General features: G+C 70.8%; 17 protein-coding genes and 3 rRNA genes. 12 read left to right on the top strand and 8 right to left on the bottom strand.

Features of this window, described 5'->3' with window-relative positions:
* Nucleotides 1-2 precede the first annotated feature (2 nt).
* Complete coding sequence (locus OG618_RS15100) at nucleotides 3-1,706, top strand: DUF5719 family protein (protein ID WP_329487922.1); 1,704 nt, start codon at nucleotides 3-5, stop codon at nucleotides 1,704-1,706.
* A 54-nt stretch (nucleotides 1,707-1,760) separates the two neighbouring features.
* Here the strand turns inward: OG618_RS15100 and OG618_RS15095 are convergent, their stop codons facing one another.
* Nucleotides 1,761-2,213 carry a metallopeptidase family protein gene (locus OG618_RS15095; RefSeq protein ID WP_329487921.1) on the bottom strand — a complete coding sequence of 151 codons (453 nt, stop codon included), beginning with the start codon at nucleotides 2,211-2,213 and terminating at the stop codon, nucleotides 1,761-1,763.
* 162 nt (nucleotides 2,214-2,375) lie between these two features.
* On the opposite strand from OG618_RS15095, the gene OG618_RS15090 reads away from it, so the two are divergent.
* The 6 genes from OG618_RS15090 to ahcY all read left to right on the top strand — a co-directional run bounded on the left by OG618_RS15090 (nucleotide 2,376) and on the right by ahcY (nucleotide 8,884).
* Nucleotides 2,376-2,741 (top strand): DUF3499 domain-containing protein, encoded by a 366-nt coding sequence (locus OG618_RS15090; RefSeq protein WP_329487920.1) that lies wholly within the window; start codon nucleotides 2,376-2,378, stop codon nucleotides 2,739-2,741.
* Nucleotides 2,742-2,905: 164 nt separating this feature from the next.
* Nucleotides 2,906-4,291: a phosphomannomutase/phosphoglucomutase gene (locus OG618_RS15085; RefSeq protein WP_329487919.1), complete on the top strand. Its 1,386-nt coding sequence runs from the start codon at nucleotides 2,906-2,908 to the stop codon at nucleotides 4,289-4,291.
* 149 nt (nucleotides 4,292-4,440) lie between these two features.
* Nucleotides 4,441-4,623: a Trm112 family protein gene (locus tag OG618_RS15080; protein ID WP_329487918.1), complete on the top strand. Its 183-nt coding sequence runs from the start codon at nucleotides 4,441-4,443 to the stop codon at nucleotides 4,621-4,623.
* An 87-nt stretch (nucleotides 4,624-4,710) separates the two neighbouring features.
* Nucleotides 4,711-5,961 carry an SIS domain-containing protein gene (locus tag OG618_RS15075; protein ID WP_329487917.1) on the top strand — a complete coding sequence of 417 codons (1,251 nt, stop codon included), beginning with the start codon at nucleotides 4,711-4,713 and terminating at the stop codon, nucleotides 5,959-5,961.
* A 180-nt stretch (nucleotides 5,962-6,141) separates the two neighbouring features.
* Nucleotides 6,142-7,116: a cation diffusion facilitator family transporter gene (locus OG618_RS15070; RefSeq protein ID WP_329487916.1), complete on the top strand. Its 975-nt coding sequence runs from the start codon at nucleotides 6,142-6,144 to the stop codon at nucleotides 7,114-7,116.
* Between the two features lie 319 nt (nucleotides 7,117-7,435).
* Nucleotides 7,436-8,884 carry an adenosylhomocysteinase gene (gene ahcY, locus OG618_RS15065; RefSeq protein WP_329487915.1) on the top strand — a complete coding sequence of 483 codons (1,449 nt, stop codon included), beginning with the start codon at nucleotides 7,436-7,438 and terminating at the stop codon, nucleotides 8,882-8,884.
* Nucleotides 8,885-8,950: 66 nt separating this feature from the next.
* Here ahcY and OG618_RS15060 read toward each other — a convergent pair whose 3' ends face one another.
* Nucleotides 8,951-9,988: a hypothetical protein gene (locus OG618_RS15060; protein WP_329487914.1), complete on the bottom strand. Its 1,038-nt coding sequence runs from the start codon at nucleotides 9,986-9,988 to the stop codon at nucleotides 8,951-8,953.
* Nucleotides 9,985-10,497, bottom strand: a complete 513-nt coding sequence (locus OG618_RS15055) for a SigE family RNA polymerase sigma factor (RefSeq protein WP_329487913.1) — start codon at nucleotides 10,495-10,497, stop codon at nucleotides 9,985-9,987. Before OG618_RS15055 ends, OG618_RS15060 begins: the two co-directional genes overlap by 4 nt.
* A gap of 119 nt (nucleotides 10,498-10,616) precedes the next feature.
* Here OG618_RS15055 and OG618_RS15050 point away from each other — a divergent pair, with 119 nt between their 5' ends.
* Nucleotides 10,617-11,255, top strand: coding sequence for a hypothetical protein (locus OG618_RS15050; RefSeq protein ID WP_329487912.1), 639 nt, complete (start codon nucleotides 10,617-10,619; stop codon nucleotides 11,253-11,255).
* Nucleotides 11,256-11,283: 28 nt separating this feature from the next.
* On the opposite strand, the gene OG618_RS15045 is transcribed toward OG618_RS15050, so the two are convergent.
* Nucleotides 11,284-12,216, bottom strand: coding sequence for an RDD family protein (locus tag OG618_RS15045; RefSeq protein ID WP_329487911.1), 933 nt, complete (start codon nucleotides 12,214-12,216; stop codon nucleotides 11,284-11,286).
* Nucleotides 12,217-12,446: 230 nt separating this feature from the next.
* On the opposite strand from OG618_RS15045, the gene OG618_RS15040 reads away from it, so the two are divergent.
* From OG618_RS15040 to rrf, 4 genes are all read left to right on the top strand, one after another.
* On the top strand, nucleotides 12,447-13,451 hold the full coding sequence (locus OG618_RS15040; RefSeq protein WP_329487910.1) for a stage II sporulation protein M: 1,005 nt from the start codon (nucleotides 12,447-12,449) through the stop codon (nucleotides 13,449-13,451).
* Nucleotides 13,452-14,023: 572 nt separating this feature from the next.
* A 16S ribosomal RNA gene (locus OG618_RS15035) occupies nucleotides 14,024-15,547 on the top strand.
* 276 nt (nucleotides 15,548-15,823) lie between these two features.
* Nucleotides 15,824-18,944, top strand: a 23S ribosomal RNA gene (locus OG618_RS15030).
* Nucleotides 18,945-19,029: 85 nt separating this feature from the next.
* A 5S ribosomal RNA gene (gene rrf / locus OG618_RS15025) occupies nucleotides 19,030-19,146 on the top strand.
* Together the 16S, 23S and 5S rRNA genes form the textbook arrangement of a ribosomal RNA operon.
* A gap of 421 nt (nucleotides 19,147-19,567) precedes the next feature.
* Here rrf and OG618_RS15020 read toward each other — a convergent pair.
* The 4 genes from OG618_RS15020 to OG618_RS15005 form a co-directional block, all read right to left on the bottom strand.
* Nucleotides 19,568-20,878: a DUF58 domain-containing protein gene (locus OG618_RS15020; protein WP_329487909.1), complete on the bottom strand. Its 1,311-nt coding sequence runs from the start codon at nucleotides 20,876-20,878 to the stop codon at nucleotides 19,568-19,570.
* A 38-nt stretch (nucleotides 20,879-20,916) separates the two neighbouring features.
* Complete coding sequence (locus tag OG618_RS15015; protein ID WP_329492121.1) at nucleotides 20,917-21,837, bottom strand: AAA family ATPase; 921 nt, start codon at nucleotides 21,835-21,837, stop codon at nucleotides 20,917-20,919.
* 92 nt (nucleotides 21,838-21,929) lie between these two features.
* The gene (locus tag OG618_RS15010; RefSeq protein ID WP_329487908.1) at nucleotides 21,930-23,204 is read right to left on the bottom strand and encodes a DUF4350 domain-containing protein; all 1,275 of its coding nucleotides are present in this window, start codon (nucleotides 23,202-23,204) and stop codon (nucleotides 21,930-21,932) included.
* Complete coding sequence (locus OG618_RS15005) at nucleotides 23,201-23,872, bottom strand: DUF4129 domain-containing protein (protein ID WP_329487907.1); 672 nt, start codon at nucleotides 23,870-23,872, stop codon at nucleotides 23,201-23,203. Before OG618_RS15005 ends, OG618_RS15010 begins: the two co-directional genes overlap by 4 nt.
* Between the last annotated feature and the right edge of the window lie 4 nt (nucleotides 23,873-23,876).

Below are 23,876 nucleotides of genomic sequence, written 5' to 3'. Positions count from 1 at the left end.
CCATGAAGAAGCCCGCCTTCCCGAAGAAGTCCAAGGGCCGGACCGGCTCCGGGGCACCGGACGAGGCCGCGTTCGCCGCGGCCGGCCCCGCGGGGTCGTCCGGAGGGACGAAGACGACCCAGTCGCTGCTGGCCGCCGCCGCGGTGCTCGCCGTGGTGTTCGGGGTCGCCCAGGTGCGCCCGCCGGCCACCGCGGCCGGCCCGGACCAGGGCGGCGCCGCGACCTCGGCGCAGGTCGAGCGGACCGCCCTGGTCTGCCCGCAGCCGCTCCAGGGCCTGACCGGCTCGACCACCCTCACCGCCTACACCCCGCCCGGCACCGGCACCGGCACCGGTGGCGACGCGGCCGCCGGAGTCGGCTGGGTCGCCGACGCGGCGGCGCCCGCCACCGCCACCGCGCCCTCGGCCCCCGCCGCCCCGGCGCCCTCCGCTCCCGCACCGTCCGCCCCGACGGCCGCCGCCTCCACCGCGCCGGTCGCGGCCAAGGACACCGCGCCCGGCGACGCCCGGCTGAACCTGACCAAGCCGGGCGCCCCCGTGGTCGCCCCCGCCGCCAACAGCGACAACGCCCCCGGGACCGGCGCGGTCGCCACCGGCGCCCTCGCGCCCGGCTTCACCGTGACCCAGACCACCACCGTCACCGAGCAGCGCGGCCAGGGCCTCTCCGGCCTCACCTGCACCCCGGCCGGTACCAGCTTCTGGTTCGCCGGCGCCAGCACCGCGGGCGACCGGGTCGACTACGTCAGCCTGGTCAACACCGAGGCCACCGCGGCCGTGGTCGACATCAAGCTGTACGGCGACAAGGGCCTGATCGAGAACGACGCCGCCAACGGCATCACCGTCGCCCCCGGCAGCTCGCAGTCGGTCCTGCTGCCCACCATCAGCAAGGGCCAGGTCGCCGACCTCGCGGTGCACGTCGTCGCCCGCAGCGGCCGGGTCGGCGCCGCCGTGCACGCCGCCGACGGCAGCAAGGGCGCCGACTGGGTGCCCGCCTCGGCCGCCCCGGCGCCCGTCCAGGTGCTCCCGGGCCTGCCCGCCGACACCGCCAACGCCCACCTGGTGGTCTGGGCGCCGCCGGAGGACGACGCGGACCTGAAGATCCAGCTCTCCGGCAAGAACGGCCTGTTCACCCCGGCCGGCAACGAGTCGATCCACGTCAAGGCGGGCATGGTGGCCGCCGTCGACCTCGGCAAGGTCACCCGGGACGAGGTGGCCGGCCTGCGCCTGTCACCCACGGACGACAAGCACCCCACCCCGGTGGTGGCCGGCCTGCGGATCGACCGGGTGGGCCAGAACGGCAAGTCCGACGCCGCCTGGCTGACCGGGACCGCCCCGGTCGGCGCCCGCGCCACGGTGGCCGACAACCGCGGCGGCGGCCCGACCACGCTCTTCCTCACCTCCACCGGTGAGGCCGCCAAGGTCAAGGTCACCGCCTCGGCCGGCAGCGGCGGGGGCACCCCGGTCAGCAAGGACGTCGAGCTGCCCGCCGGCGGCACGGTCGCCGTCCCGGCGCCCGAGCCCACCGGTCTGAACGGCGCCTTCGCGCTGACCGTGGAGACCGTCTCCGGCGGGCCCGTCGTCGCCGCCCGGATGCTGGCGATCCCGACCAAGGACGTCCCGATGTTCACCGTCCAGGCGCTCCGCGACGACCGCAGCAGCGTCAAGGTCCCGCGGGCCGCCCAGGACCCGGCGGTCGTGCTCCGCTGACGCCATGACGGAGGGGCGGTACCCGGCACCGGGTACCGCCCCTCCGTCGTCGGGTCACTCCTCGTCGTAGCGCGGGTCGATGGCGTCCGGCGACAGCCCCAGCAGCTCCGCCACCTGCTCGATCAGGATCTCGTGCACCAGGGCGGCGCGGTCCTCCCGCGACTTCGCCCGGATCTCCACCGGCCGGCGGTACACCACGATCTGGCTCTTGCGCCCCTGCCGGCCCGGCGACACCTGCCCCAGCGGCACCCCGCCGTCCGTGTCCGGCCCCTGCGCCTCGCGCAGCGGGACCTCCTGGACGGCGAACTCCACTTCGATCAGCTGAGGCCAACGCCGTTCGAGACGCTCCACCGACTCGCGCACGTAGTCGTCGAACAACTCGGAGCGGGTGAGCGAGATCGGCACCTGCGGAGGCGCCAGCGGGCCGCGCAGACCCCTGCCGTGCCGGTCGCGGTGGCGCGGGCGGCGCGAAGGTCCCGTCGATGACTGCGGTGCAGAGCTGTCCATATCACTGCCGAGGGTAGTCCTTGGACGGTCGGAAGTGGACCACCTCGACAGCGAACGGCCAGGGCGGCGGGTGCACGGACGGGCGCGCGGAGCGCGACACGGCACGCCCTCCGGACAGGCGGTCTTCGCTCCCCGGCGAGGAGTGCGGTACCGTCCACCCTCGTGAGCTCTGTACGTCGTTGTTCGCGGACCGCGTGCGGCCGACCGGCCGTCGCGACGCTGACGTACGTCTACGCGGACTCCACCGCCGTCCTCGGCCCGCTCGCCACCTACGCCGAGCCGCACTGCTACGACCTGTGCGCCGAGCACGCCGAGCGCCTCACCGCCCCGCGCGGCTGGGAGGTCGTCCGGCTCGCCGCCGAGGCCGGTCCGCTGCGCCGCAGCAGCGACGACCTCGAAGCGCTCGCCAACGCCGTCCGCGAGGCCGCCCGCCCGCAGACCCCCCGTCAGGGCCGGGGCCCCGACGGCGAGTCCACCGAGGCCGGCCGCCGCGGCCACCTGCGCGTGCTGCGCTCGCCCGACAACTGACGGCCCGCCCCGCCCGCACCGGGCGAGGAGCGGCCACCCGGCCCCGGTACGCTGCCCGTCTACCGCCCGCCCGACGGCGCGGTGCCCCGACGTATCGTGACCCGGGGGCGGCCGGCCGGCCCCGGGAAGCACACCGATCAGACAGAGACCAGGGTGGAGCCGCAGTGCGCGACCTCAAGCAGCTCGTGAAGGCGTACGACGTTCGAGGCGTCGTCCCGGACCAGTGGGACGAGAGCCTCGCGCGGGCCTTCGGCGCCGCGTTCGTGCAGGTCACCGGAGCGTCCTCGATCGTCACCGGCCACGACATGCGGCCGTCCTCCCCGTCGCTGAGCCGGGCCTTCGCCGAGGGCGCCGCCGCCTACGGCGCCGACGTGGTCGAGATCGGCCTCTGCTCGACCGACCAGCTGTACTACGCCAGCGGCAAGCTCGACCTGCCCGGCGCGATGTTCACCGCCAGCCACAACCCGGCGCAGTACAACGGCATCAAGCTCTGCCGGGCCGGCGCCGCCCCGGTCGGCCAGGACACCGGCCTCGCCGACATCCGCGAGCTGGTCGAGTCCTGGACCGGCGAGGACGACACGGTCACCGTGCCCGTGCGGGACGTCAAGCCCGGCGCGCTGTCCGCCCAGGACACCCTGCGCGGCTACGCCGACCACCTGCTCGGCCTGGTCGACCTGACCGCGATCCGCCCGCTCAAGGTCGCCGTCGACGCCGGCAACGGGATGGGCGGCCACACCGTGCCGACCGTCTTCGACGGCCTGCCGATCGAGCTCGTCCCGATGTACTTCGAGCTGGACGGCACCTTCCCCAACCACGAGGCCAACCCGCTCGACCCGAAGAACCTCGTCGACCTGCAGGCCAAGGTCCGCGAGGTCGGCGCCGACCTCGGGCTCGCCTTCGACGGCGACGCCGACCGCTGCTTCGTGGTCGACGAGCGCGGCGAGCCGGTCTCCCCGTCCGCCATCACCGCCCTGGTCGCGGTCCGCGAGATCGCCCGGGCCAAGGCGGCCGGCGAGGACGAGCCGACCGTCATCCACAACCTGATCACCTCCTGGACCGTCCCCGAGGTGGTCCGCGAGCTCGGCGGCAAGCCGGTTCGCACCCGGGTCGGCCACTCCTTCATCAAGCAGGAGATGGCCGTCACCGACGCGGTCTTCGGCGGCGAGCACTCCGCGCACTACTACTTCCGCGACTTCTGGCGCGCCGACACCGGCATGCTGGCCGCGCTCCACGTGCTGGCCGCCCTCGGCGGGCAGGACGGCACGCTCTCCGCGCTCACCGCCGAGTACGACCGCTACGCCGCCTCCGGCGAGATCAACAGCACCGTCGCCGACCAGGCCGGCCGCTCCGCCGCCGTCCGCGCCGCGTACGCCGGCCTGGAGGGCACCACCGTGGACGAGCTGGACGGCCTCACCGTCGCCGGGCCGGACTGGTGGTTCAACCTGCGCGCCTCCAACACCGAGCCGCTGCTGCGCCTCAACGTCGAGGCCAAGGACCCGGCGCGGATGGCGGAGCTGCGCGACGGCGTGCTCGCCATCGTCCGCGGCTGACACCCGCCCGACGCACGCCCCCGGCGGGCGTCCCGAGGCGTGCGCCCGACGCACGCGCCTGACGCACGCCGCCTGTGCCCCGGCCGGTAGGGTTTCCTCCTGGCCGGGGCACCGCCGTGCCACCCCCGAGATCTGGAGCCCGACACCCCATGAAGCTCGAATCCTTCCTGCTGGAGATCCTGGTCTGCCCGCAGTGCCGGGCCGCGCTCACCGAAGGCGGCAGCGAGGAGCACCCCGAGCTGCTCTGCACCGGTGAGGGCTGCGGCCTCGCCTACCCCGTCCGGGACGGCATTCCGGTCCTGCTGGTGGACGAGGCCCGCCGCCCGGCCTGATCCTTGGGGCCAAGACCCGCAGGGGGCACGGACCCGTACCCGCCCCCGCCACCCCCAGCGCCCTGCCAGCAGCCGGAGGCCCGCCGCATGCTCGACGACACCCTGCTCGACGACCCGGCCGCCCTCCAGCGCGCCGACCGCGACCGCGCGCTGCTGGCCCTGGCCGGCGCCGGCGCACGGGTCCGCACCGCCCTGCGGCTCGCCGACGCGGCCGGCCTGGACCGGCTGCGCCCCGACGGCCGACCGCGCGCCGTGCTGGTGGCGGGCCACGGCAGCGCGCTGACGGCGGGCGAGATCCTCGCCGCGCTGGCCGGCACCGCCAGCCTGATCGCGCCGCTGCCGCCCACCGACGCGGCGGCGCCGCCGCGCACCGACCGGGCCAGCGCGCCGCCGGTGTTCGCCGACGGGCTGGCCTGGCAGCTCCCGGGCTGGGCCGGACCGCTCGACCTGCTGGTGATCAGCTCCGCCGACGGCGGCGAGCAGGGTCTGGTCGCCCTCGCCGAACAGGCCTACGCGCGCGGTTGCGCCATCGTCGTCACCGCCCCCGCCGGCAGCCGGCTGGCCGAGGCCGCCCTCCAGGTCCGCGCGCTGCCGCTGCCCTACGTGCCGTCCAACCTGCCTGACGACGGCACGCCCCCGGCCGGGCCGGGGGCCGAGCCCGACCTCCCGGCCGAGGACCCGGCCGCGCTCTGGGCCCACCTCGCCCCGCTGCTGGCGCTGGCCCAGAAGCTCGGCGTCACCCAGCTGCCCTACGACGCGCCGGCCGCCACCGCGGACCTGCTGGACGAGGCCGCCGTGCGCTGCCGGCCGGACGCGGCCGCGTACACCAACCCCGCCAAGAGCCTGGCCGCCCGGCTGGCCGGTACCGTGCCGCTGCTCTGGGCAGAGGGGCCGGTGGCCGGCGCGGCCGCCGCCCGGTTCACCACCCAGCTCGCCGAGCGGGCCGGCCGCCCGGCGCCGGCCGGTCTGCTGCCGCAGGTGCTGACCGCGCACCGCGGCATGTTCGCCGGCCAGCTCGGCGCGGGGGCCGACCCCGACGACTTCTTCCGCGACCGGGTCGACGAGCCCGACCCGCTGCACCTCCAGGTGCTGGTGCTGCGGCACCTCCCGGGCACGCCGGCCCCCGGCGAGGAGGACCGGGGCCCGGCCGAGGTGCCGGCCGACGACGAGCGTCCGCGCAGCTACCCGGTCACCCGGGGGCAGCGGCTGGCCGCCGCCCACGACGTCCGGCTCACCGAGTACGCCACCACCCGGCCCGACCCGCTGCACGCGCTGGCCGACCTGATCGCGCTGACCGACTTCGCCGCCGTCTACCTGGGGCTCGCGGCGCAGTCCTGAGCCCGCGGCGCGGCGCCCTCCCGGGCCGGGGCCGGGGCGCCGTCCCGACCCCGCGGCGCGGCGGCCCGGTACCGTATGCGCTCGACGGACTCGGCCGGGGCGCGACCCGGCCGAGGCAGCACCCGACAGAGCAGAGCGCGGGCCGCCCGAGCGGCCCCCGGCGGAGGGATCCACACCGGCATGAGCACCGAAGGCGGTACCAAGGCCCTGGTCGCGGCCCTGGCGGCGAACCTGGGCATCGCGGTCAGCAAGTTCGTGGCCTTCGCGTTCTCCGGCTCCTCCTCGATGCTGGCCGAGGGCGTCCACTCGCTGGCCGACTCGGGCAACCAGGTGCTGCTGCTGGTCGGCGGCAAGCGCTCGCAGCGGGCGGCCACCCAGGAGCACCCGTTCGGCTACGGGCGCGAGCGCTACATCTACGCGTTCCTGGTCTCCATCGTGCTGTTCAGCGTCGGTGGCATGTTCGCCGTCTACGAGGGCTACGAGAAGATCGCCCACCCGCACGAGCTGGACAACTGGTACTGGCCGATCGGCGTGCTGGTGCTGGCGATCGGGCTGGAGGCGTGGTCCTTCTTCACCGCCTACCGCGAAGCCGTCAAGGACAAGGGCACGCACGGCTGGCCCGCCTACATCCGCCGGGCCAAGGCGCCGGAGCTGCCGGTCGTCCTGCTGGAGGACACCGGCGCACTGATCGGTCTGGTGCTGGCGCTCTTCGGCGTCGGCCTGACCGTGATCACCGGGGACGGCGTCTGGGACGGTATCGGCACCCTGGCGATCGGCCTGCTGCTGATCGTGATCGCCCTCGTGCTGGCGTCGGAGACCAGGTCGCTGCTGATCGGCGAGTCCGCCCACCCGGAGGTGGTGGCCGAGATCCGCGACGCGCTGGTCGACCACGACTCCGTCACCCGCGTGATCCACATGCGGACCCTGCACCTCGGCCCGGAGGAACTGCTGGTCGCCGCCAAGATCGCGGTCAACGCGGAGGACTCCGCCGCGCAGGTGGCGCAGGCCATCGACGCCGCCGAGATCCGCGTCCGCCGGGCCGTCCCGATCGCCCGGGCGATCTACCTGGAGCCCGACGTGTACAGCGCCGAGAAGGAGGCGCAGGGCGACGACCCGTACGCCACGCCCGGTGGACCGGTGCCCGGCGCGCACTGAGCACCCGCACCCCCGGGGCGGCGGTGCGCGGGCCGAAAAACGGTCATAGCGAGCCGCCGTCCGGGCCCGCCGGTGTAGATTCGTCACCAGAGCCAGAACGTCGCTGCTGATGGCGGTCGATCGGTGTTCCGTCCCCTGGGGGCGCGTACCGGTCGAGGGAGAGAGGTCCTCCGACGGTTTGTGCTGAGCAGCAGGGAACCGGTCCCGCCGCGGATCCGGTGGCCCCGGCGTTGCCGCGCACCCGTGCGTCCCCGCCGTGCCGCGACGCACACCCAGGACCTTTGGCCTTGCCCCATCCCCATCAGCGAGGAGCAGACGCATGTCGACCGACATCACCGGTGACTTCAAGGTCGCCGACCTTTCCCTGGCGCCGTTCGGCCGCAAGGAGATCCAGCTGGCCGAGCACGAGATGCCCGGCCTGATGACGATCCGCGCCGAGTACGCCGCCTCGCAGCCGCTCGCCGGCGCCCGCATCACCGGCTCGCTGCACATGACCGTGCAGACCGCCGTGCTGATCGAGACCCTCACCGCCCTCGGTGCCGAGGTCCGCTGGTGCTCCTGCAACATCTTCTCCACCCAGGACCACGCCGCCGCCGCCATCGCGGTCGGCCCGGAGGGCACCCCCGAGAACCCGCAGGGTGTGCCGGTCTTCGCCTGGAAGGGCGAGACGCTGGACGAGTACTGGTGGTGCACCGAGCAGGCGCTGACCTGGCCGAACGGCCAGACCCCGAACATGATCCTGGACGACGGCGGCGACGCCACCCTGCTGATCCACAAGGGTGTCGAGTTCGAGAAGGCCGGCTCCGCGCCGGACCCGTCGACCGCGGACAACGACGAGTTCCGGATCATCCTGGAGCTGCTCAACCGCACCCTGGTCGAGACCCCGAACAAGTGGACCGAGGTCGCCGCCACCATCAAGGGCGTGACCGAGGAGACCACCACCGGTGTCCACCGCCTGTACGAGATGCACCGCGACGGCAAGCTGCTGTTCCCGGCGATCAACGTCAACGACTCGGTCACCAAGTCGAAGTTCGACAACAAGTACGGCTGCCGCCACTCGCTGATCGACGGCATCAACCGTGCCACCGACGTGCTGATCGGCGGCAAGGTCGCCGTCGTCGCCGGCTACGGCGACGTGGGCAAGGGCTGCGCCGAGTCGCTGCGCGGCCAGGGCGCCCGCGTCATCGTCACCGAGATCGACCCGATCTGCGCGCTCCAGGCGGCGATGGACGGCTACCAGGTCGCGACCCTGGACGACGTCGTGGAGACGGCCGACATCTTCATCACGACGACGGGCAACAAGGACATCATCATGGCCTCGCACATGGCCCGGATGAAGCACCAGGCCATCGTCGGCAACATCGGCCACTTCGACAACGAGATCGACATGGCCGGCCTGGCCCAGCTGCCGGGTGTCGTGAAGACCGAGGTCAAGCCGCAGGTCCACGAGTGGCGCAAGGAGGACGGCCGCACCATCATCGTCCTCTCCGAGGGCCGCCTGCTGAACCTGGGCAACGCGACCGGCCACCCGTCGTTCGTGATGTCCAACTCCTTCGCCAACCAGACGATCGCGCAGATCGAGCTGTTCACGAAGACCGAGCAGTACCCGATCGGCGTCTACGTGCTGCCGAAGCACCTGGACGAGAAGGTCGCCCGTCTGCACCTCGACGCGCTGGGCGTGAAGCTGACCACCCTGACCAAGGACCAGGCCGACTACATCGGCGTCCCGGTCGAGGGCCCGTACAAGGCGGACCAGTACCGCTACTGATCAGGTGACACGGCCGTGGCCGGCGCCCCTTCGCGGGGTGCCGGCCACGGCCGCGTCCGGGCCCGGTCAGCGCAGGACGTCGGTCGTCCAGGCGCTCTCGTCGGCACCCACGGACCTGATCTTCGCCAGCACCCCGGGGAGCCCGCCGATCGCCTCCAGCGCCGGGTTCGCCCCGGAGCGGGTCGACACGCAGATCCGCACGCCCTTGTCCACCTCGCACTCGCGCGGGTCGGCGCCCGGAGCGACCGCGGGCTCGGCGGTCTCCGGCTGGACCATGACGTCGACCGAGAGCTTCTCGGCGGTGAGCGCCAGGCTGACCCGCCAGGGCTCGTCGATGACGGCCGAAGGCCGCAGCAACGACACCGCCGACACCTTGAACGCCGCCGGAAGCCCCGTCAGGTAGACCGGCAGCGGGAGGTCGGTCCGCCCGAAGCGGGCCCCGGCCGCGATCCGCAGCAGCGTCTCCTCCGGCTTGGCCTCCTTCGGCGCGTAGGCGTCCAGCTGCGCCCACCGGCCCGAGGCCGTCTCCCAGGACAGGGTCACCGGGTCGACCGGCAACGGGTTGTCGGAGACCAGCCAGTGGGCCGAACGCCCGTCGACCGGAGGAGCCGGCACCGTGTGCCGGCCGACGTGCGCGGGCTCGGCGTTCCCCGGCGCGAGCGACAGCGAGAGGTTCGGCGTGGACTGCCCCTTCGTCCACACCTTGGCGGACGTGTGCTCGGCGCCCAGCGCGTCGGCGTAGCCGTAGCCGATGCCGCCCGCCGCGTTCAGCGAGTCCGGCAGCCAGCCGAACCGCGCCTCGGTGAAGAAGGGGTCGGTGCCCGTGCGCGCGGCGGACGAGACCTGGGGGGAGCTCGCGGCGACGAGCGTGCCCGGCGCCTCCGGCGTGGCGCTCCCGCCGGCCGGCCGGGTCAGCAGCGAACCGCCCAGGACCGCCGCCGCCGTCACCGCCGCCGCCGCGCCCCACGCGGCCCCGCGCCGGCGGCGCAGCCGCGACCGGCCGCGGACGACGGCCCAGGCGGTGTCGACGGCGGACGGCGGGGCGGGCTCGTCGGCCAGCGAGCTCAACCGCCCCGTGAGGTTCTGGTACTCGTTGTTCGTCATGACGTCCTCTCTGCGGTGGCGGGGCGGGCGGCGAGGGAGACGCGGAGCGCCTCCAGACCACGCGAGGTCTGGCTCTTGACGTTGCCGGACGAGCAGCCCAGCGCCTCGGCGGCCTGGTCGATCGTCAGGTCGCAGTAGTACCGGAGCACCACGGTGGCCCGCTGCCGCGGCGGCAGCGCGGCCAGCGCCTTGCGCAGGTCGAGGGAGGCGTCGAGGTCGACGCCCACGCTCGCCGTGTCGGGCGCCGTGCCGTTGCGCGTCGTCCGCCGCCACCAGGGTGACCGCTGCTCGGCGAGGAACGTGTTGACCAGCACCTTGCGGGCGTAGCCGTCGACGTTCTCGACCCTTCCGGCCCGTGGCCAGTTCACGTAGAGCTTGGTGATGCTCTCCTGGACCAGGTCGTCCGCGCGGTGCCAGTCCCCGCACAGCAAGTAGGCGACCTTGCGCAGCCAGCCGCTCCTGGACGCCACGTACTCGGTGAACTCCGCTTCGCGTGCCGTCTTCGCCATCCCTGCCCCCCTTCCGTAGTACCGACGGCGCCGAACCGCGCCGTCCACCCCCTAATGCGGGCACCCCCGCCGAACGTTGCATGCAGGACGGCCGTGATCGTCCACGTAGGCTTTCGGGCATGCCCAACGGCCGGTACTCGCTCCACGACACCCATGACCACGTCCTGCTCGGCGAGGAGCGGTTCAGCTGCGCGCCCGGTCCGGCCGGCTGGCGGTACGTCTCCAAGACGTACGGGCCGGAGGGCCGGGTTCTCGGCACCCTCGACCTCACGCTGGACTCCCGGGCCCGGCCGCTGCGGACGGAGCTGAAGGCGGGCGGCTGGCAGGTCCGCGGCGGGGCGGTCGACGGGGTGGCCTGGGTGCGCACCGACCCGGCCGACCCGGCCGGGGAGCACGCGGTGGAGGGGCACGACCGGGCCCACGGCTTCGCCGGGCGCTCGCCGGCCTTCCTGGTCGCCACCGCCCGGCTGCTGCGGCTGCGGGAGGGGGCGAGCGCCAAGGTGCGGCTGGTCGCGTTCACCGAGCCGGTGCTGGCGCCGCGCACCTTCGACCAGGGCTGGCTGCTGGAGGCGGTGGAGACGCACGCGACGGACTCGGGGCCGCTGCTGGTCGAGCGCTACCAGGTGGCGGACCTGGAGACGGGCGAGCAGCAGGTGGTGCACCTGGCGGGGGACGTGGTGCTGGCCGCGGCGGGGGTGGAGCTGGAGGAGCTGGAGTCGCCGCCGAACGCCTGGCCGGTCGAGTTCGACGGCCGGTAGCGGGCGGCCGCCCGGGTTGCCCCGCGGGTCAGGCGGGCGGGGCGAATCCGGTGCCGGGGGCCGGCTGCGGGGCGGGGGCCGGCTGGGGCTGGGCTTGTACCGGGGGTGTCGTGGGCATCGCGGGTGCGGAGGCGGGTGCCGGTGCGGCCGGTGCCGTGGGCGGCTGGACGTGGGGCCGCGGCTGGTGCTGAAGTCCGTAGCCCTGGGCCCTGGTCCACTCCCGCCGCTGGCGCTCGGTCAGCACCGCGCCGAGGTACGCCGCCGGGTGCAGCCCGTACGGGACGGGGTGGCCGGTGCGGGCGGCGAGGTCGTCGGCGAGCCGGGCGGACATCCGGTGCGCCACCGCCGGGTCCAGCTCGCCGACCCGGCCGAGCAGCTGGCGGATCGCCAGCCAGAGCGGCTCCGGCACGGCGGAGAGGTCCAGGGCGACCAGCTCGCCGCCGATCGTCTGCAGCAGCTGCGGGTGCACCGGCGGCAGCGCGTTCGCCGCACCGCCGCCCCCGGGCACCCGCTCGCGGACCACCAGGGTCCCCGCGAAGACATCGCCGAGCCGCTTGCCGTCCGCCGAGACCGCCGAGCAGATCGCCGCCGGCACCCCGCTCAGCACGATGATCTCGAAGAACCCGACCAGCCCGCGCACCAGCGAGTGCCGGAACCGCACCGGTCCGCCGTCGCTGCGCACCACCCGCAGGCCCAGCGCGGCCTTTCCGAGAGAGCGCCCCCGGGTGAGGGTCTCGACCATGACGGGCAGGCCGACCAGGAAGAACACCATCAGCCCGAGCAGGACGGCGGCGAGGGCCGCACCGTCGAGGTCGACCAGGGCGAAGCTCAGTACCAGGGACGTCACCACCAGTGCGGCGCCCTGTACGAGCAGGTCCAGCCCGGTCGCCAGCGCCCGGCTCGGAAGCTTCGCCGTGCGCAGGCCGAGGACGACCGCCTCGCCCGTCACCAGGTCGCTCAAGACACCCGTCCGTTCCCGTCGCTGGTTCATGGTCCGCGGTCCGCGGGGAGGGAAGGCCGTCGGATCGGCCCCCACGACCCCGTGATCTGCAGTCGTCAACATACGGGGCCGCGGACCCGCTCGGGAAGGGAGGTCCCGGCGGCCCGGGTGGCCGCCGCCCCTGGCATGCTGGGCCCACCTGTCCGCACCCCGCCTGCCCGCGCGCCCCGCGCCGACCATGGAGCTGCCGCATGGACCTGGACGTCTTCGTCGCCACCCACCAGGGGGAGTGGGCACGGCTGGACGCCCTCGCCAAGAACCGCCGGCTCAGCGGCGAGGAGGCGGACGAGCTGGTCACCCTCTACCAGCGCGTCACCGGTCACCTGGCCAGGGTGCAGGCCGCCGCGCCCGACCCCACCCTGGAGGGCCGGCTCACCAGCCTGGTCTCGCGTGCCCGCGACGCCGTCACGGGCACCCGCACCAGCGGCTGGCGGGACGTCGCGCGCTACTACAGCGTGAGCTTCCCGGCCGCGCTCTACCGCTCGCGCCGCTGGTGGCTGCCGGTGGCCGTGCTCTCGCTGCTCGCCACCGCCGTGATCGCGTGGTGGGTCGCGACCCACCCGGAGGTCCGGAACAGCCTGGCCACGCCGGACACGCTCCGGGAGATGACCAGGCCCGGCGGCGAGTACGAGGCGTATTACTCGGACCGCCCGGCGAGCTCGTTCGCGGCCCAGGTCTGGACGAACAACGCCTGGATCGCCGTGCAGTGCCTGCTGTTCGGGATCGCGCTGGGCATCCCGGTGCTCTTCGTGCTGTGGAGCAACGTCCTCAACCTCGGCCTCGGGGTCGGGCTGATGGCCTCGGCCGGCCGGCTCGACGTCTTCCTCGGTCTGCTCATTCCGCACGGTCTGCTGGAGCTCACCGCCGTCTTCGTGGCCGGCGGGCTGGGCCTGCGCCTGGGCTGGACCATCATCGACCCCGGCCCGCGGACCCGGGGGACGGCCCTGGCGGAACAGGGCCGGTCCATCATCGGCATGGCCATCGGCCTCGCGACGGTGCTGGGGGTCTCCGGTGTCCTGGAAGCCTTCGTCACCCCCTCCGGCCTGCCCACCTGGGCCCGCATCACGATCGGCGCGCTGGCCGAGGTCGCATTCCTGTTCTACGCCCTCGTCCTGGGCCGGAAGGCCGCGGCGAACGGCGAGACCGGTGATCTGGACGCGGCCGATCGGGCGGACCTTCAGCCGGTCGCGGCCTGAGCCGATGTGATCGACATGCCGCTGACCTGCTACTCTTCTCGCATCCCGGTCAAACCATTGACGTGGCACGAGTGGGCTAGTAGGTTTCAACGGTTGGGACTGGTTGGACAACATCCGGTCCGAGGCGTTAGTGTCTACGACACCGCCGAATCAGGGCGATCGCATTTCACGAAGTGCGCGCCCTTTGACGAGGTAAACCCCCGGAACTGAGCACACCGAAAGCTTTGATAAGCTTCGGAGCGAAGTCGAAGGAAATCCCCCCAGCGGGAATTCAGAGAAACAAGCGCCGGTAAGAACGGCCGCGAGGATCTGATAAGCTGGGAACACGAAAGAACGAAGCGCCCGGAGGGCCCGCTGGAAGGCGGTCCGAAGGAAGTGTCCGTTCCTTGAGAACTCAACAGCGTGCCAAAAGTCAACGCCAGATATGTTGACATCCCCGGCCTCGATCGTCTGATCGGGGTTGGAGATTCCTTTATGAAGTAAACACTAGCGAGGACGCAGTGCGCGGGGCCGCCCTATTCCGGTGGTTGCCGTGCCGCTCGACGCGAGTGCGGCTCGATTACGAGCAGACATTCACGGAGAGTTTGATCCTGGCTCAGGACGAACGCTGGCGGCGTGCTTAACACATGCAAGTCGAACGGTGAAGCCCTTCGGGGTGGATCAGTGGCGAACGGGTGAGTAACACGTGGGCAATCTGCCCTGCACTCTGGGACAAGCCCTGGAAACGGGGTCTAATACCGGATATGACCTTCCTCCGCATGGGGGTGGGTGTAAAGCTCCGGCGGTGCAGGATGAGCCCGCGGCCTATCAGCTTGTTGGTGGGGTAATGGCCTACCAAGGCGACGACGGGTAGCCGGCCTGAGAGGGCGACCGGCCACACTGGGACTGAGACACGGCCCAGACTCCTACGGGAGGCAGCAGTGGGGAATATTGCACAATGGGCGAAAGCCTGATGCAGCGACGCCGCGTGAGGGATGACGGCCTTCGGGTTGTAAACCTCTTTCAGCAGGGAAGAAGCGCAAGTGACGGTACCTGCAGAAGAAGCACCGGCTAACTACGTGCCAGCAGCCGCGGTAATACGTAGGGTGCGAGCGTTGTCCGGAATTATTGGGCGTAAAGAGCTCGTAGGCGGCCTGTCGCGTCGGATGTGAAAGCCCGGGGCTTAACCCCGGGTCTGCATTCGATACGGGCAGGCTAGAGTGTGGTAGGGGAGATCGGAATTCCTGGTGTAGCGGTGAAATGCGCAGATATCAGGAGGAACACCGGTGGCGAAGGCGGATCTCTGGGCCATTACTGACGCTGAGGAGCGAAAGCGTGGGGAGCGAACAGGATTAGATACCCTGGTAGTCCACGCCGTAAACGTTGGGAACTAGGTGTTGGCGACATTCCACGTCGTCGGTGCCGCAGCTAACGCATTAAGTTCCCCGCCTGGGGAGTACGGCCGCAAGGCTAAAACTCAAAGGAATTGACGGGGGCCCGCACAAGCAGCGGAGCATGTGGCTTAATTCGACGCAACGCGAAGAACCTTACCAAGGCTTGACATATACCGGAAACGGCTAGAGATAGTCGCCCCCTTGTGGTCGGTATACAGGTGGTGCATGGTTGTCGTCAGCTCGTGTCGTGAGATGTTGGGTTAAGTCCCGCAACGAGCGCAACCCTTGTTCTGTGTTGCCAGCATGCCTTTCGGGGTGATGGGGACTCACAGGAGACTGCCGGGGTCAACTCGGAGGAAGGTGGGGACGACGTCAAATCATCATGCCCCTTATGTCTTGGGCTGCACACGTGCTACAATGGTCGGTACAAAGGGCTGCGATGCCGCGAGGCGGAGCGAATCCCAAAAAGCCGGCCTCAGTTCGGATTGGGGTCTGCAACTCGACCCCATGAAGTTGGAGTTGCTAGTAATCGCAGATCAGCATGCTGCGGTGAATACGTTCCCGGGCCTTGTACACACCGCCCGTCACGTCACGAAAGTCGGTAACACCCGAAGCCGGTGGCCTAACCCGTAAGGGGAGGAGCCGTCGAAGGTGGGACCAGCGATTGGGACGAAGTCGTAACAAGGTAGCCGTACCGGAAGGTGCGGCTGGATCACCTCCTTTCTAAGGAGCACATGGCCGCTTGCAGGCGAATGTTCTGCACGGTCGCTCATGGGTGGAACGTTGACTATTCGGCACACTAGGTAGGGTCTGTCAGTACTGCTTCGGCGTGGAAAACAGTTCTCTGGTTGGTGTGTCGGGCACGTTGTTGGGTCCTGAGGGAACGGCCGTAAGGCTGTTGCTTCAGAGATGCCGGTCTCATGCGAGGCGGTCTTCGGATCGTTGAGTGTGGGTGACTGGTCGTTGTTTGAGAACTGCACAGTGGACGCGAGCATCTGTGGCCAAGTTTTTAAGGGCGCACGGTGGATGCCTTGGCACCAGGAACCGATGAAGGACGTGGGAGGCCACGATAGTCCCCGGGGAGCCGTCAACCAGGCTTTGATCCGGGGGTTTCCGAATGGGGAAACCCGGCAGTCGTCATGGGCTGTCACCCATACCTGAACACATAGGGTATGTGGAGGGAACGCGGGGAAGTGAAACATCTCAGTACCCGCAGGAAGAGAAAACAACCGTGATTCCGGGAGTAGTGGCGAGCGAAACCGGATGAGGCTAAACCGCGATGGTGTGAGACCCGGCAGGGGTTGCCATCGCGGGGTCGTGGGATTCTTCTTGATCGGTCTGCCGGCCGGTCGACGAGTCAGAAACCGTATGGGTAGTCGAAGGACATGCGAAAGGTCCGGCGTAGAGGGTAAGACCCCCGTAGACGAAATCTGTACGGCTCGTTTGGAGAACACCCAAGTAGCACGGGGCCCGAGAAATCCCGTGTGAATCTGGCGGGACCACCCGCTAAGCCTAAATATTCCCTGGTGACCGATAGCGGATAGTACCGTGAGGGAATGGTGAAAAGTACCGCGGGAGCGGAGTGAAATAGTACCTGAAACCGTGTGCCTACAAGCCGTGGGAGCGTCGTTGGCAGGCTTGCCTGCCAGCCGTGACTGCGTGCCTTTTGAAGAATGAGCCTGCGAGTTTGCGGTGTGTAGCGAGGTTAACCCGTGTGGGGTAGCCGTAGCGAAAGCGAGTCCGAATAGGGCGATACAGTTGCATGCCCAAGACCCGAAGCGGAGTGATCTAGCCATGGGCAGGTTGAAGCGGAGGTAAGACTTCGTGGAGGACCGAACCCACCAGGGTTGAAAACCTGGGGGATGACCTGTGGTTAGGGGTGAAAGGCCAATCAAACTCCGTGATAGCTGGTTCTCCCCGAAATGCATTTAGGTGCAGCGTCACGTGTTTCTTGCCGGAGGTAGAGCACTGGATAGGCGATGGGCCTCACCGGGTTACTGACCTTAGCCAAACTCCGAATGCCGGTAAGTGAGAGCGTGGCAGTGAGACTGTGGGGGATAAGCTCCATGGTCGAGAGGGAAACAGCCCAGAACACCGACTAAGGTCCCTAAGCGTGTGCTAAGTGGGAAAGGATGTGGAGTCGCAGAGACAACCAGGAGGTTGGCTTAGAAGCAGCCACCCTTGAAAGAGTGCGTAATAGCTCACTGGTCAAGTGATTCCGCGCCGACAATGTAGCGGGGCTCAAGCACATCACCGAAGTCGTGTCATTGCAGCATATAGGGCCAACGCCTGCTGTGATGGGTAGGGGAGCGTCGTGTGCCGGGTGAAGCGGCGGTGGAAACCAGTCGTGGACGGTACACGAGTGAGAATGCAGGCATGAGTAGCGATACAAGAGTGAGAAACTCTTGCGCCGATTGACCAAGGGTTCCTGGGTCAAGCTGATCTGCCCAGGGTAAGTCGGGACCTAAGGCGAGGCCGACAGGCGTAGTTGATGGACAACGGGTTGATATTCCCGTACCCGCTTTGAAGCGCCAACGTCGAACCAGGTGATGCTAAAGCCGTGAAGCCGGCCCGGAGTCTTCGGACGAAGGGACGTGGTGGAGCCGCTGATCCAAGTCTGTAGTAGGTGAGCGATGGGGTGACGCAGGAAGGTAGTCCAGCCCGGGCGGTGGTTGTCCCGGGGTAAGGGTGTAGGCCGAGTGATAGGCAAATCCGTCACTCATTAAGGCTGAGACCTGATGCCGAGCCGATTGTGGTGAAGTGGATGATCCTATGCTGCCGAGAAAAGCCTCTAGCGAGTTTCATGGCGGCCCGTACCCCAAACCGACTCAGGTGGTCAGGTAGAGAATACCGAGGCGTTCGGGTGAACTATGGTTAAGGAACTCGGCAAAATGCCCCCGTAACTTCGGGAGAAGGGGGGCCATTCCTGGTGATGAGTCTTGCACTCTGAGCTGGGGGTGGCCGCAGAGACCAGCGAGAAGCGACTGTTTACTAAAAACACAGGTCCGTGCGAAGCCGTAAGGCGATGTATACGGACTGACGCCTGCCCGGTGCTGGAACGTTAAGGGGACCGGTTAGCTTGGATTCGTCCGGGCGAAGCTGAGAACTTAAGCGCCAGTAAACGGCGGTGGTAACTATAACCATCCTAAGGTAGCGAAATTCCTTGTCGGGTAAGTTCCGACCTGCACGAATGGCGTAACGACTTCTCGACTGTCTCAACCATAGGCCCGGTGAAATTGCATTACGAGTAAAGATGCTCGTTTCGCGCAGCAGGACGGAAAGACCCCGGGACCTTTACTATAGCTTGATATTGGTGTTCGGTTCGGCTTGTGTAGGATAGGTGGGAGACTTTGAAGCAGCAACGCCAGTTGTTGTGGAGTCGTCGTTGAAATACCACTCTGGTCGTGCTGGATGTCTAACCTGGGTCCGTGATCCGGATCAGGGACAGTGTCTGGTGGGTAGTTTAACTGGGGCGGTTGCCTCCTAAAGAGTAACGGAGGCGCCCAAAGGTTCCCTCAGCCTGGTTGGCAATCAGGTGTTGAGTGTAAGTGCACAAGGGAGCTTGACTGTGAGACTGACGGGTCGAGCAGGGACGAAAGTCGGGACTAGTGATCCGGCGGTGGCTTGTGGAAGCGCCGTCGCTCAACGGATAAAAGGTACCCCGGGGATAACAGGCTGATCTTCCCCAAGAGTCCATATCGACGGGATGGTTTGGCACCTCGATGTCGGCTCGTCGCATCCTGGGGCTGGAGTAGGTCCCAAGGGTTGGGCTGTTCGCCCATTAAAGCGGTACGCGAGCTGGGTTTAGAACGTCGTGAGACAGTTCGGTCCCTATCCGCTGTGCGCGTAGGAGTGTTGAGAAGGGCTGTCCCTAGTACGAGAGGACCGGGACGGACGAACCTCTGGTGTGCCAGTTGTCCTGCCAAGGGCATGGCTGGTTGGCTACGTTCGGGAGGGATAACCGCTGAAAGCATCTAAGCGGGAAGCCTGCTTCGAGATGAGCACTCCCACCTCCTTGAGAGGGTAAGGCTCCCAGTAGACGACTGGGTTGATAGGCCGGATATGGAAGCCTCGTAAGGGGTGGAGTTGACCGGTACTAATAGGCCGAGGGCTTGTCCTCAGTTGCTCGCGTCCACTGTGTTGTTCTGAAACAACGACCCCCATGACATGGCCTGTCGTGGGTGCGGTTGATAGTTTCATAGTGTTTCGGTGGTCATAGCGTGAGGGAAACGCCCGGTTACATTCCGAACCCGGAAGCTAAGCCTCACAGCGCCGATGGTACTGCAGGGGGGACCCTGTGGGAGAGTAGGACGCCGCCGAACAATCATTCCAAAGAACCCCCCGGTCCGTAAGGATCGGGGGGTTCTTTGCGTTTCCAGGGGCATTCTCCGGCGGCATTCGCGGTGGGTGGCTCCGGCTCGCCGGGGACCATAAGGGCAAGCTTCGGGCCGCAGGCGGCACTTCGTAGCGGGGTCACCAGGCGCCGGTGGCGAGAGACGGCAGCAAACCCTGGGGGCAGGCAGGCCTCCTCGCTCGACCGCCGGCAGAGTAGAAGGCGGTTAGTGGCCACCACAGGGCACCAGGGACAGAGACCCTCCCGAAGCGGCCGAAGCAGCCGAAGCGGTCGTCAGGGCGCCCGCTGACCGGACGTCCGTCCACGGGCAAGGCGTACGACTGACCCCCCGCCACGGATGTGGCGGGGGGTCAGTCATGCGGTCTCACACCGGCCGTACGGCCGGGGGCTCAGAGGCGGCCGGCGGCCTTGAGGGCGAGGTAGGTGTCGGCGAGGGCCGGGGCCACCGCGGTCGGCGGGGCGTCCAGGACGGTCACGCCGTGCCGGGTGAGCCGGTCCGCGGTGAGCCGGCGGTCGGCGCGGGTCTGCTCGGCGGCGGCCGCGCCGTACACGGCCTCGACGGTGCCGCGGCCGGTGGCCAGTTCGTCCAGGTGGGGGTCGGAGACGGAGGCCAGGACCACTTCGTGGCGCTTGGTCAGCAGCGGGAGCAGCGGCAGCAGCCCGTCCTCGACCGGGGCCGCGTCGAGGCCAGTGAGCAGGACGATCAGGGAGCGGTGCGGCGCCATCTTGAGCGCGGTCGCCACCAGCGAGCGCATGTCGGTCTCGTAGAGGGCCGGTTCCAGGACGGCCATCGCGTTGGTGAAGGCCGGCAGGATCTCGCTGGGGGAGCGGCCGGCCACCGAGACGCGCTTGCGCAGGTCGTGGGCGAGCAGGTCGACCCGGTCGCCCGCCTTGGTGGCGAGCGCGGTGAGCAGCAGCGCGGCGTCGAGCGAGGCGTCCAGGCGGGGTGCGTCGCCGACGCGGCCGGCGGAGGTGCGGCCGGTGTCCAGGACGATCAGGATGTGCCGGTCGCGCTCGGGGCGCCAGGTGCGGACGGCGACGGTGTTCCGGCGGGCGCTGGCGCGCCAGTCGATGGAACGGATGTCGTCGCCGGGCAGGTACTCGCGCAGGGAGTCGAACTCGGTGCCCTGGCCCCGGGTCAGGACGGAGGTGCGGCCGTCGAGTTCGCGCAGCCGGGCGAGCCGGGACGGCAGGTGCTTGCGGCTGTTGAACGGCGGCAGGGCGCGGACCGTCCAGGGGACGAGGTGCGAGCCCTGCCGCCCGGCCAGTCCGAGCGGGCCGAGCGAACGGACCGTCACCCGCTGGGCGTGGTGGTCGCCGCGCCGGGTCGGGGTGAGCACGGTGGTGGCCCGGCGCCGCTCGCGGCCGGGAATGCGCAGGGTGTGCCGGGAGGCGGCGATCTCGGTGCCGCGCCGCCACGCGGACGGGGCCCAGGCGTCGCGGACGCGGCCTCTGAGCGGGCGGCCACTGGGGTTGGTGACGGTCAGTTCGACGGTGGCCGGCTCGCCGAGCCGGACGGTGGTGTCGCCGCCCCGGGTGATCCGCAGGCTGCGGACGGGGGCGGCGAGCACCAGGTCGACGACGACGGCGAGCAGGACCGTGCCGGTGACGGCCGCGATCCCGCCCCAGGACGGCAGGAGCAGGCCCACGACGAGCGCGCCGAGTGCGGCGAGCAGGGCGGTTCGCCCGGTGAGGGCCATGCGGTTGCGCTCCTTCGTGAACGGGGCGGGGCGGTCGGTCAGCGGGGGGCGGGCGTCTGGGCCAGGACCGCCTGGATGACGGAGTCGGCGGTGACGCCCTCCATCTCGGCCTCGGCGCGCAGCGCGACGCGGTGCCGCAGGGTCGGCAGGGCGAGTGCCTTGACGTCGTCGGGGGTGACGTAGTCGCGGCCGGCCAGCCAGGCCCAGGCGCGGGAGGCGCCGAGCAGGGCGGTGGCGCCACGCGGCGAGACGCCGATCGAGAGCGACGGGGACTGCCGGGTGGCCCGGCAGAGGTCGACGATGTAGGCGAGCACCTCGGGCGAGACGGTGAGCTTGGCGATCTGCTCGCGGGCGGCGGTGATGTGTTCGGGGCCGGCGACCGGGCGCACGCCGGCCGCGGCGAGGTTGCGCGGGTCGAAGCCGCCGGCGTGCCGGGCGAGGACCTGGAACTCCTGGTCGCGGTCGGGCAGCGGCAGGATCAGCTTGAGCAGGAAGCGGTCGAGCTGGGCCTCGGGCAGCGGGTAGGTGCCCTCGTACTCGACCGGGTTCTGGGTGGCGGCGACCAGGAACGGGACCGGCAGCGCGCGGGGCGAGCCGTCGACGGTGACCTGGTGCTCCTCCATGGCCTCCAGCAGGGCGGCCTGGGTCTTCGGCGGGGTGCGGTTGATCTCGTCGGCGAGCAGCAGGTTGGTGAAGACCGGGCCGGGCTGGAAGGAGAACTCGGCGGTGCGGGCGTCGTAGACGAGGGAGCCGGTGACATCGCCCGGCATCAGGTCGGGGGTGAACTGGATCCGCTTGGTGTCCAGGCTGAGCGCGGTGGACAGGGTGCGGATCAGCAGCGTCTTGGCGACGCCGGGGACGCCCTCCAGCAGCACGTGGCCGCCGCAGAGCAGGGCGACGACCAGGCCGGTGACGGCGGCGTCCTGGCCGACCACGGCCTTGGCGATCTCGGCGCGCAGGGCGGTGAGCGCCTGGCGGGGGTCGTCGGTGGCCCCGGGGGTGCCGGTCGCCGTGCCGGGGGTGGAGACGGGGGTGGCGGTGGCCTGTTCGGTCACGGCTTCCGTACCTGCCTTTCGAGGGCGTCGAGGTCGTCGGCGAGCCGCAGCAGCGCGGCGTCGTCGGTCGGGGGCGGGCCGTAGAGGAGGGCCCGTACGTCCCCGGCGGGTCGGTCGGGGAGGCGGTCGAGGACGGCCGCGCAGAGCGCGGTGGCGTCGGGTGCGCCGCCGGTGGGCGGCACGCCGAGGACGGGCGCGAGGCGGTGGGCGGCGGCGCGGCGCAGGGCGTCGGCGGCGCGGCCCCGGGCCCTGGCCCGGCGGTAGAGGCGGGCGCGGCCCTCGGTGGTCTCGGCGGCGCGGACCACGACGGGCAGGTTCTCGCTGATGACCGGGCCGAGCCGGCGGGCCCGCCAGAGCGCGGCCAGCAGGGTCGCGATGCCGAGCTGGACGGCGGCCCAGCGCCAGCCGTCGGGGATGTAGTCGGTGAACCGCTTGTCGCCGACGCTGTCGCCGAGCGGGGCGGTGTAGTCCGGCAGGTGCCAGGTGAGGCGGGGCTGCGAGCCGAGCAGGCCGAGCGCGAGCGAGGCGTTGCCGTCCTTCTTGATCAGCTCGTTGCTGAGGAAGTCACCGCTGCCGAGGACGACGACGTCGGTGCCCTGGCCGGTCCGGACGGCGACCAGCGGGTAGCCGTGGCCGCGCGGGTAGCAGCCCTCGCCGCGGCTGCCGGCGGTGTACAGCAGGCCGCCGAGGTGGGCGGTGCCGGCCCGGACGGCCTCGGTGAGCGCGCACTGGGCGGCGGTGCTGCGGACGGCGGCGTAGGGGGCGCCGCCGCCCTCCTCGGAGGGGCGGACGCCGGGGGCGAGCGCGCTGAGGGCCGCGGGGCCGGGGGAGACGAGGACCAGCCGGCCGTGCCGGGCTGCGGCGAGGGCGCGCAGCTGGTCGGGTCCGAGCAGGTCGGGTTCGGGGACGACGAGGGTGTCGTTGCCGGTGGAGCGGGCGGGGAGGTCGGCGGTGACGTCGACGTCGAGGCCCTGGCGCTGGAGCAGCGCGACGACGGCGTGGGAGCCGGAGGCGTCGTAGGAGCGCGGGTCGAGCGGGGGGTAGCGGCGGTCCTGGTTGAGCCCGGCCAGCACGGCGGCGGCGAGCAGCAGGAGCACGGCGGTGAGCAGGTACCAGCGGGAGCGGTGCCAGAGGCCGCGGCCGGTGGGCGCGAGGCTGCCGGCCGCGGCGGGCCCGGCCGCGGGCGCGGTCTGCGGCGGTACGGGCGGTGCGGCGGGCGGCGGCCCGCCGGGGGCCGGCGGAGCGGCCGGACCGGGGGTGGGGCTGGTCATGCCGCTCCTCCCGCGGCCGGGGCGAACGCCGGGCGGGCGCGTTCCAGGGTCTGGTCGAGGTCGCGCAGCAGCTGGTACGCGGCGCGGTCGGCGGTGCGGTCGCCGTAGGCGATGTCGTCGAAGGTGCGGGCCGCGGCGCGGAGGGCGTCGGCGTGCGCCGGGAGGGCCCGGCCGGCCTCGGCGGCGGCTTCGTCGGCGGTGCGGCCGGGCCGGGCGTCGAGCAGGGTGCGCTCCTCCAGGGCCCGGACGAGGGCGCGCATCTGCTCGCGGACGGCCTCCGTCCACCGGCCGGCCGCGGCGTGCTGTTCGGCGTCGGCCCGGTACTGGCCGGCGCTGCGCGGTCCGGCGGTGCCGAAGACGTCGAGCACGGTGCGGGCGGCCCGCTTGGGCGCGCCGAACCGCCACCAGAGGGCGGCGGCGATCAGCACGGCGATCACCAGGAAGAGGATCAGTCCGGTGGTGCCGCTGGTGCCGTCGCCGGCGATGGTGGTGAGCGCGTCGTCGATCCGGTCCATGACCCAGTCGTAGACCCGCTGCTGCAGGCTCGGGTCGTGCCGGTGGTACTCCGCGTTGAGCAGTTCGTCGCGGGCGGCGTCGCGGGCCGGGTCACGTGGAACGGTGACCGGGGCGCCGCTCGCCGCCAGCGTCCTCTCCCCCCAGTTCGGCATCCGG

Origin of the sequence: Kitasatospora sp. NBC_01246 (assembly GCF_036226505.1) — a bacterium.
Classification (GTDB): Bacteria; Actinomycetota; Actinomycetes; order Streptomycetales; family Streptomycetaceae; genus Kitasatospora.
Note: the sequence above shows the minus strand (reverse complement) of the source record. Positions and strands in the feature narration are given on the sequence as shown.

Coding starts and splice junctions, on each gene's coding strand:
- OG618_RS15100 (WP_329487922.1), top strand. CDS start 3: ATGAAGAAGCCCGCCTTCCCGAAGAAGTCCAAGGGCCGGACCGGCTCC.
- OG618_RS15095 (WP_329487921.1), bottom strand. CDS start 2,213: ATGGACAGCTCTGCACCGCAGTCATCGACGGGACCTTCGCGCCGCCCG.
- OG618_RS15080 (WP_329487918.1), top strand. CDS start 4,441: ATGAAGCTCGAATCCTTCCTGCTGGAGATCCTGGTCTGCCCGCAGTGC.
- OG618_RS15075 (WP_329487917.1), top strand. CDS start 4,711: ATGCTCGACGACACCCTGCTCGACGACCCGGCCGCCCTCCAGCGCGCC.
- OG618_RS15070 (WP_329487916.1), top strand. CDS start 6,142: ATGAGCACCGAAGGCGGTACCAAGGCCCTGGTCGCGGCCCTGGCGGCG.
- ahcY (WP_329487915.1), top strand. CDS start 7,436: ATGTCGACCGACATCACCGGTGACTTCAAGGTCGCCGACCTTTCCCTG.
- OG618_RS15060 (WP_329487914.1), bottom strand. CDS start 9,988: ATGACGAACAACGAGTACCAGAACCTCACGGGGCGGTTGAGCTCGCTG.
- OG618_RS15055 (WP_329487913.1), bottom strand. CDS start 10,497: ATGGCGAAGACGGCACGCGAAGCGGAGTTCACCGAGTACGTGGCGTCC.
- OG618_RS15050 (WP_329487912.1), top strand. CDS start 10,617: ATGCCCAACGGCCGGTACTCGCTCCACGACACCCATGACCACGTCCTG.
- OG618_RS15040 (WP_329487910.1), top strand. CDS start 12,447: ATGGACCTGGACGTCTTCGTCGCCACCCACCAGGGGGAGTGGGCACGG.
- OG618_RS15020 (WP_329487909.1), bottom strand. CDS start 20,878: ATGGCCCTCACCGGGCGAACCGCCCTGCTCGCCGCACTCGGCGCGCTC.
- OG618_RS15010 (WP_329487908.1), bottom strand. CDS start 23,204: ATGACCAGCCCCACCCCCGGTCCGGCCGCTCCGCCGGCCCCCGGCGGG.
- OG618_RS15005 (WP_329487907.1), bottom strand. CDS start 23,872: ATGCCGAACTGGGGGGAGAGGACGCTGGCGGCGAGCGGCGCCCCGGTC.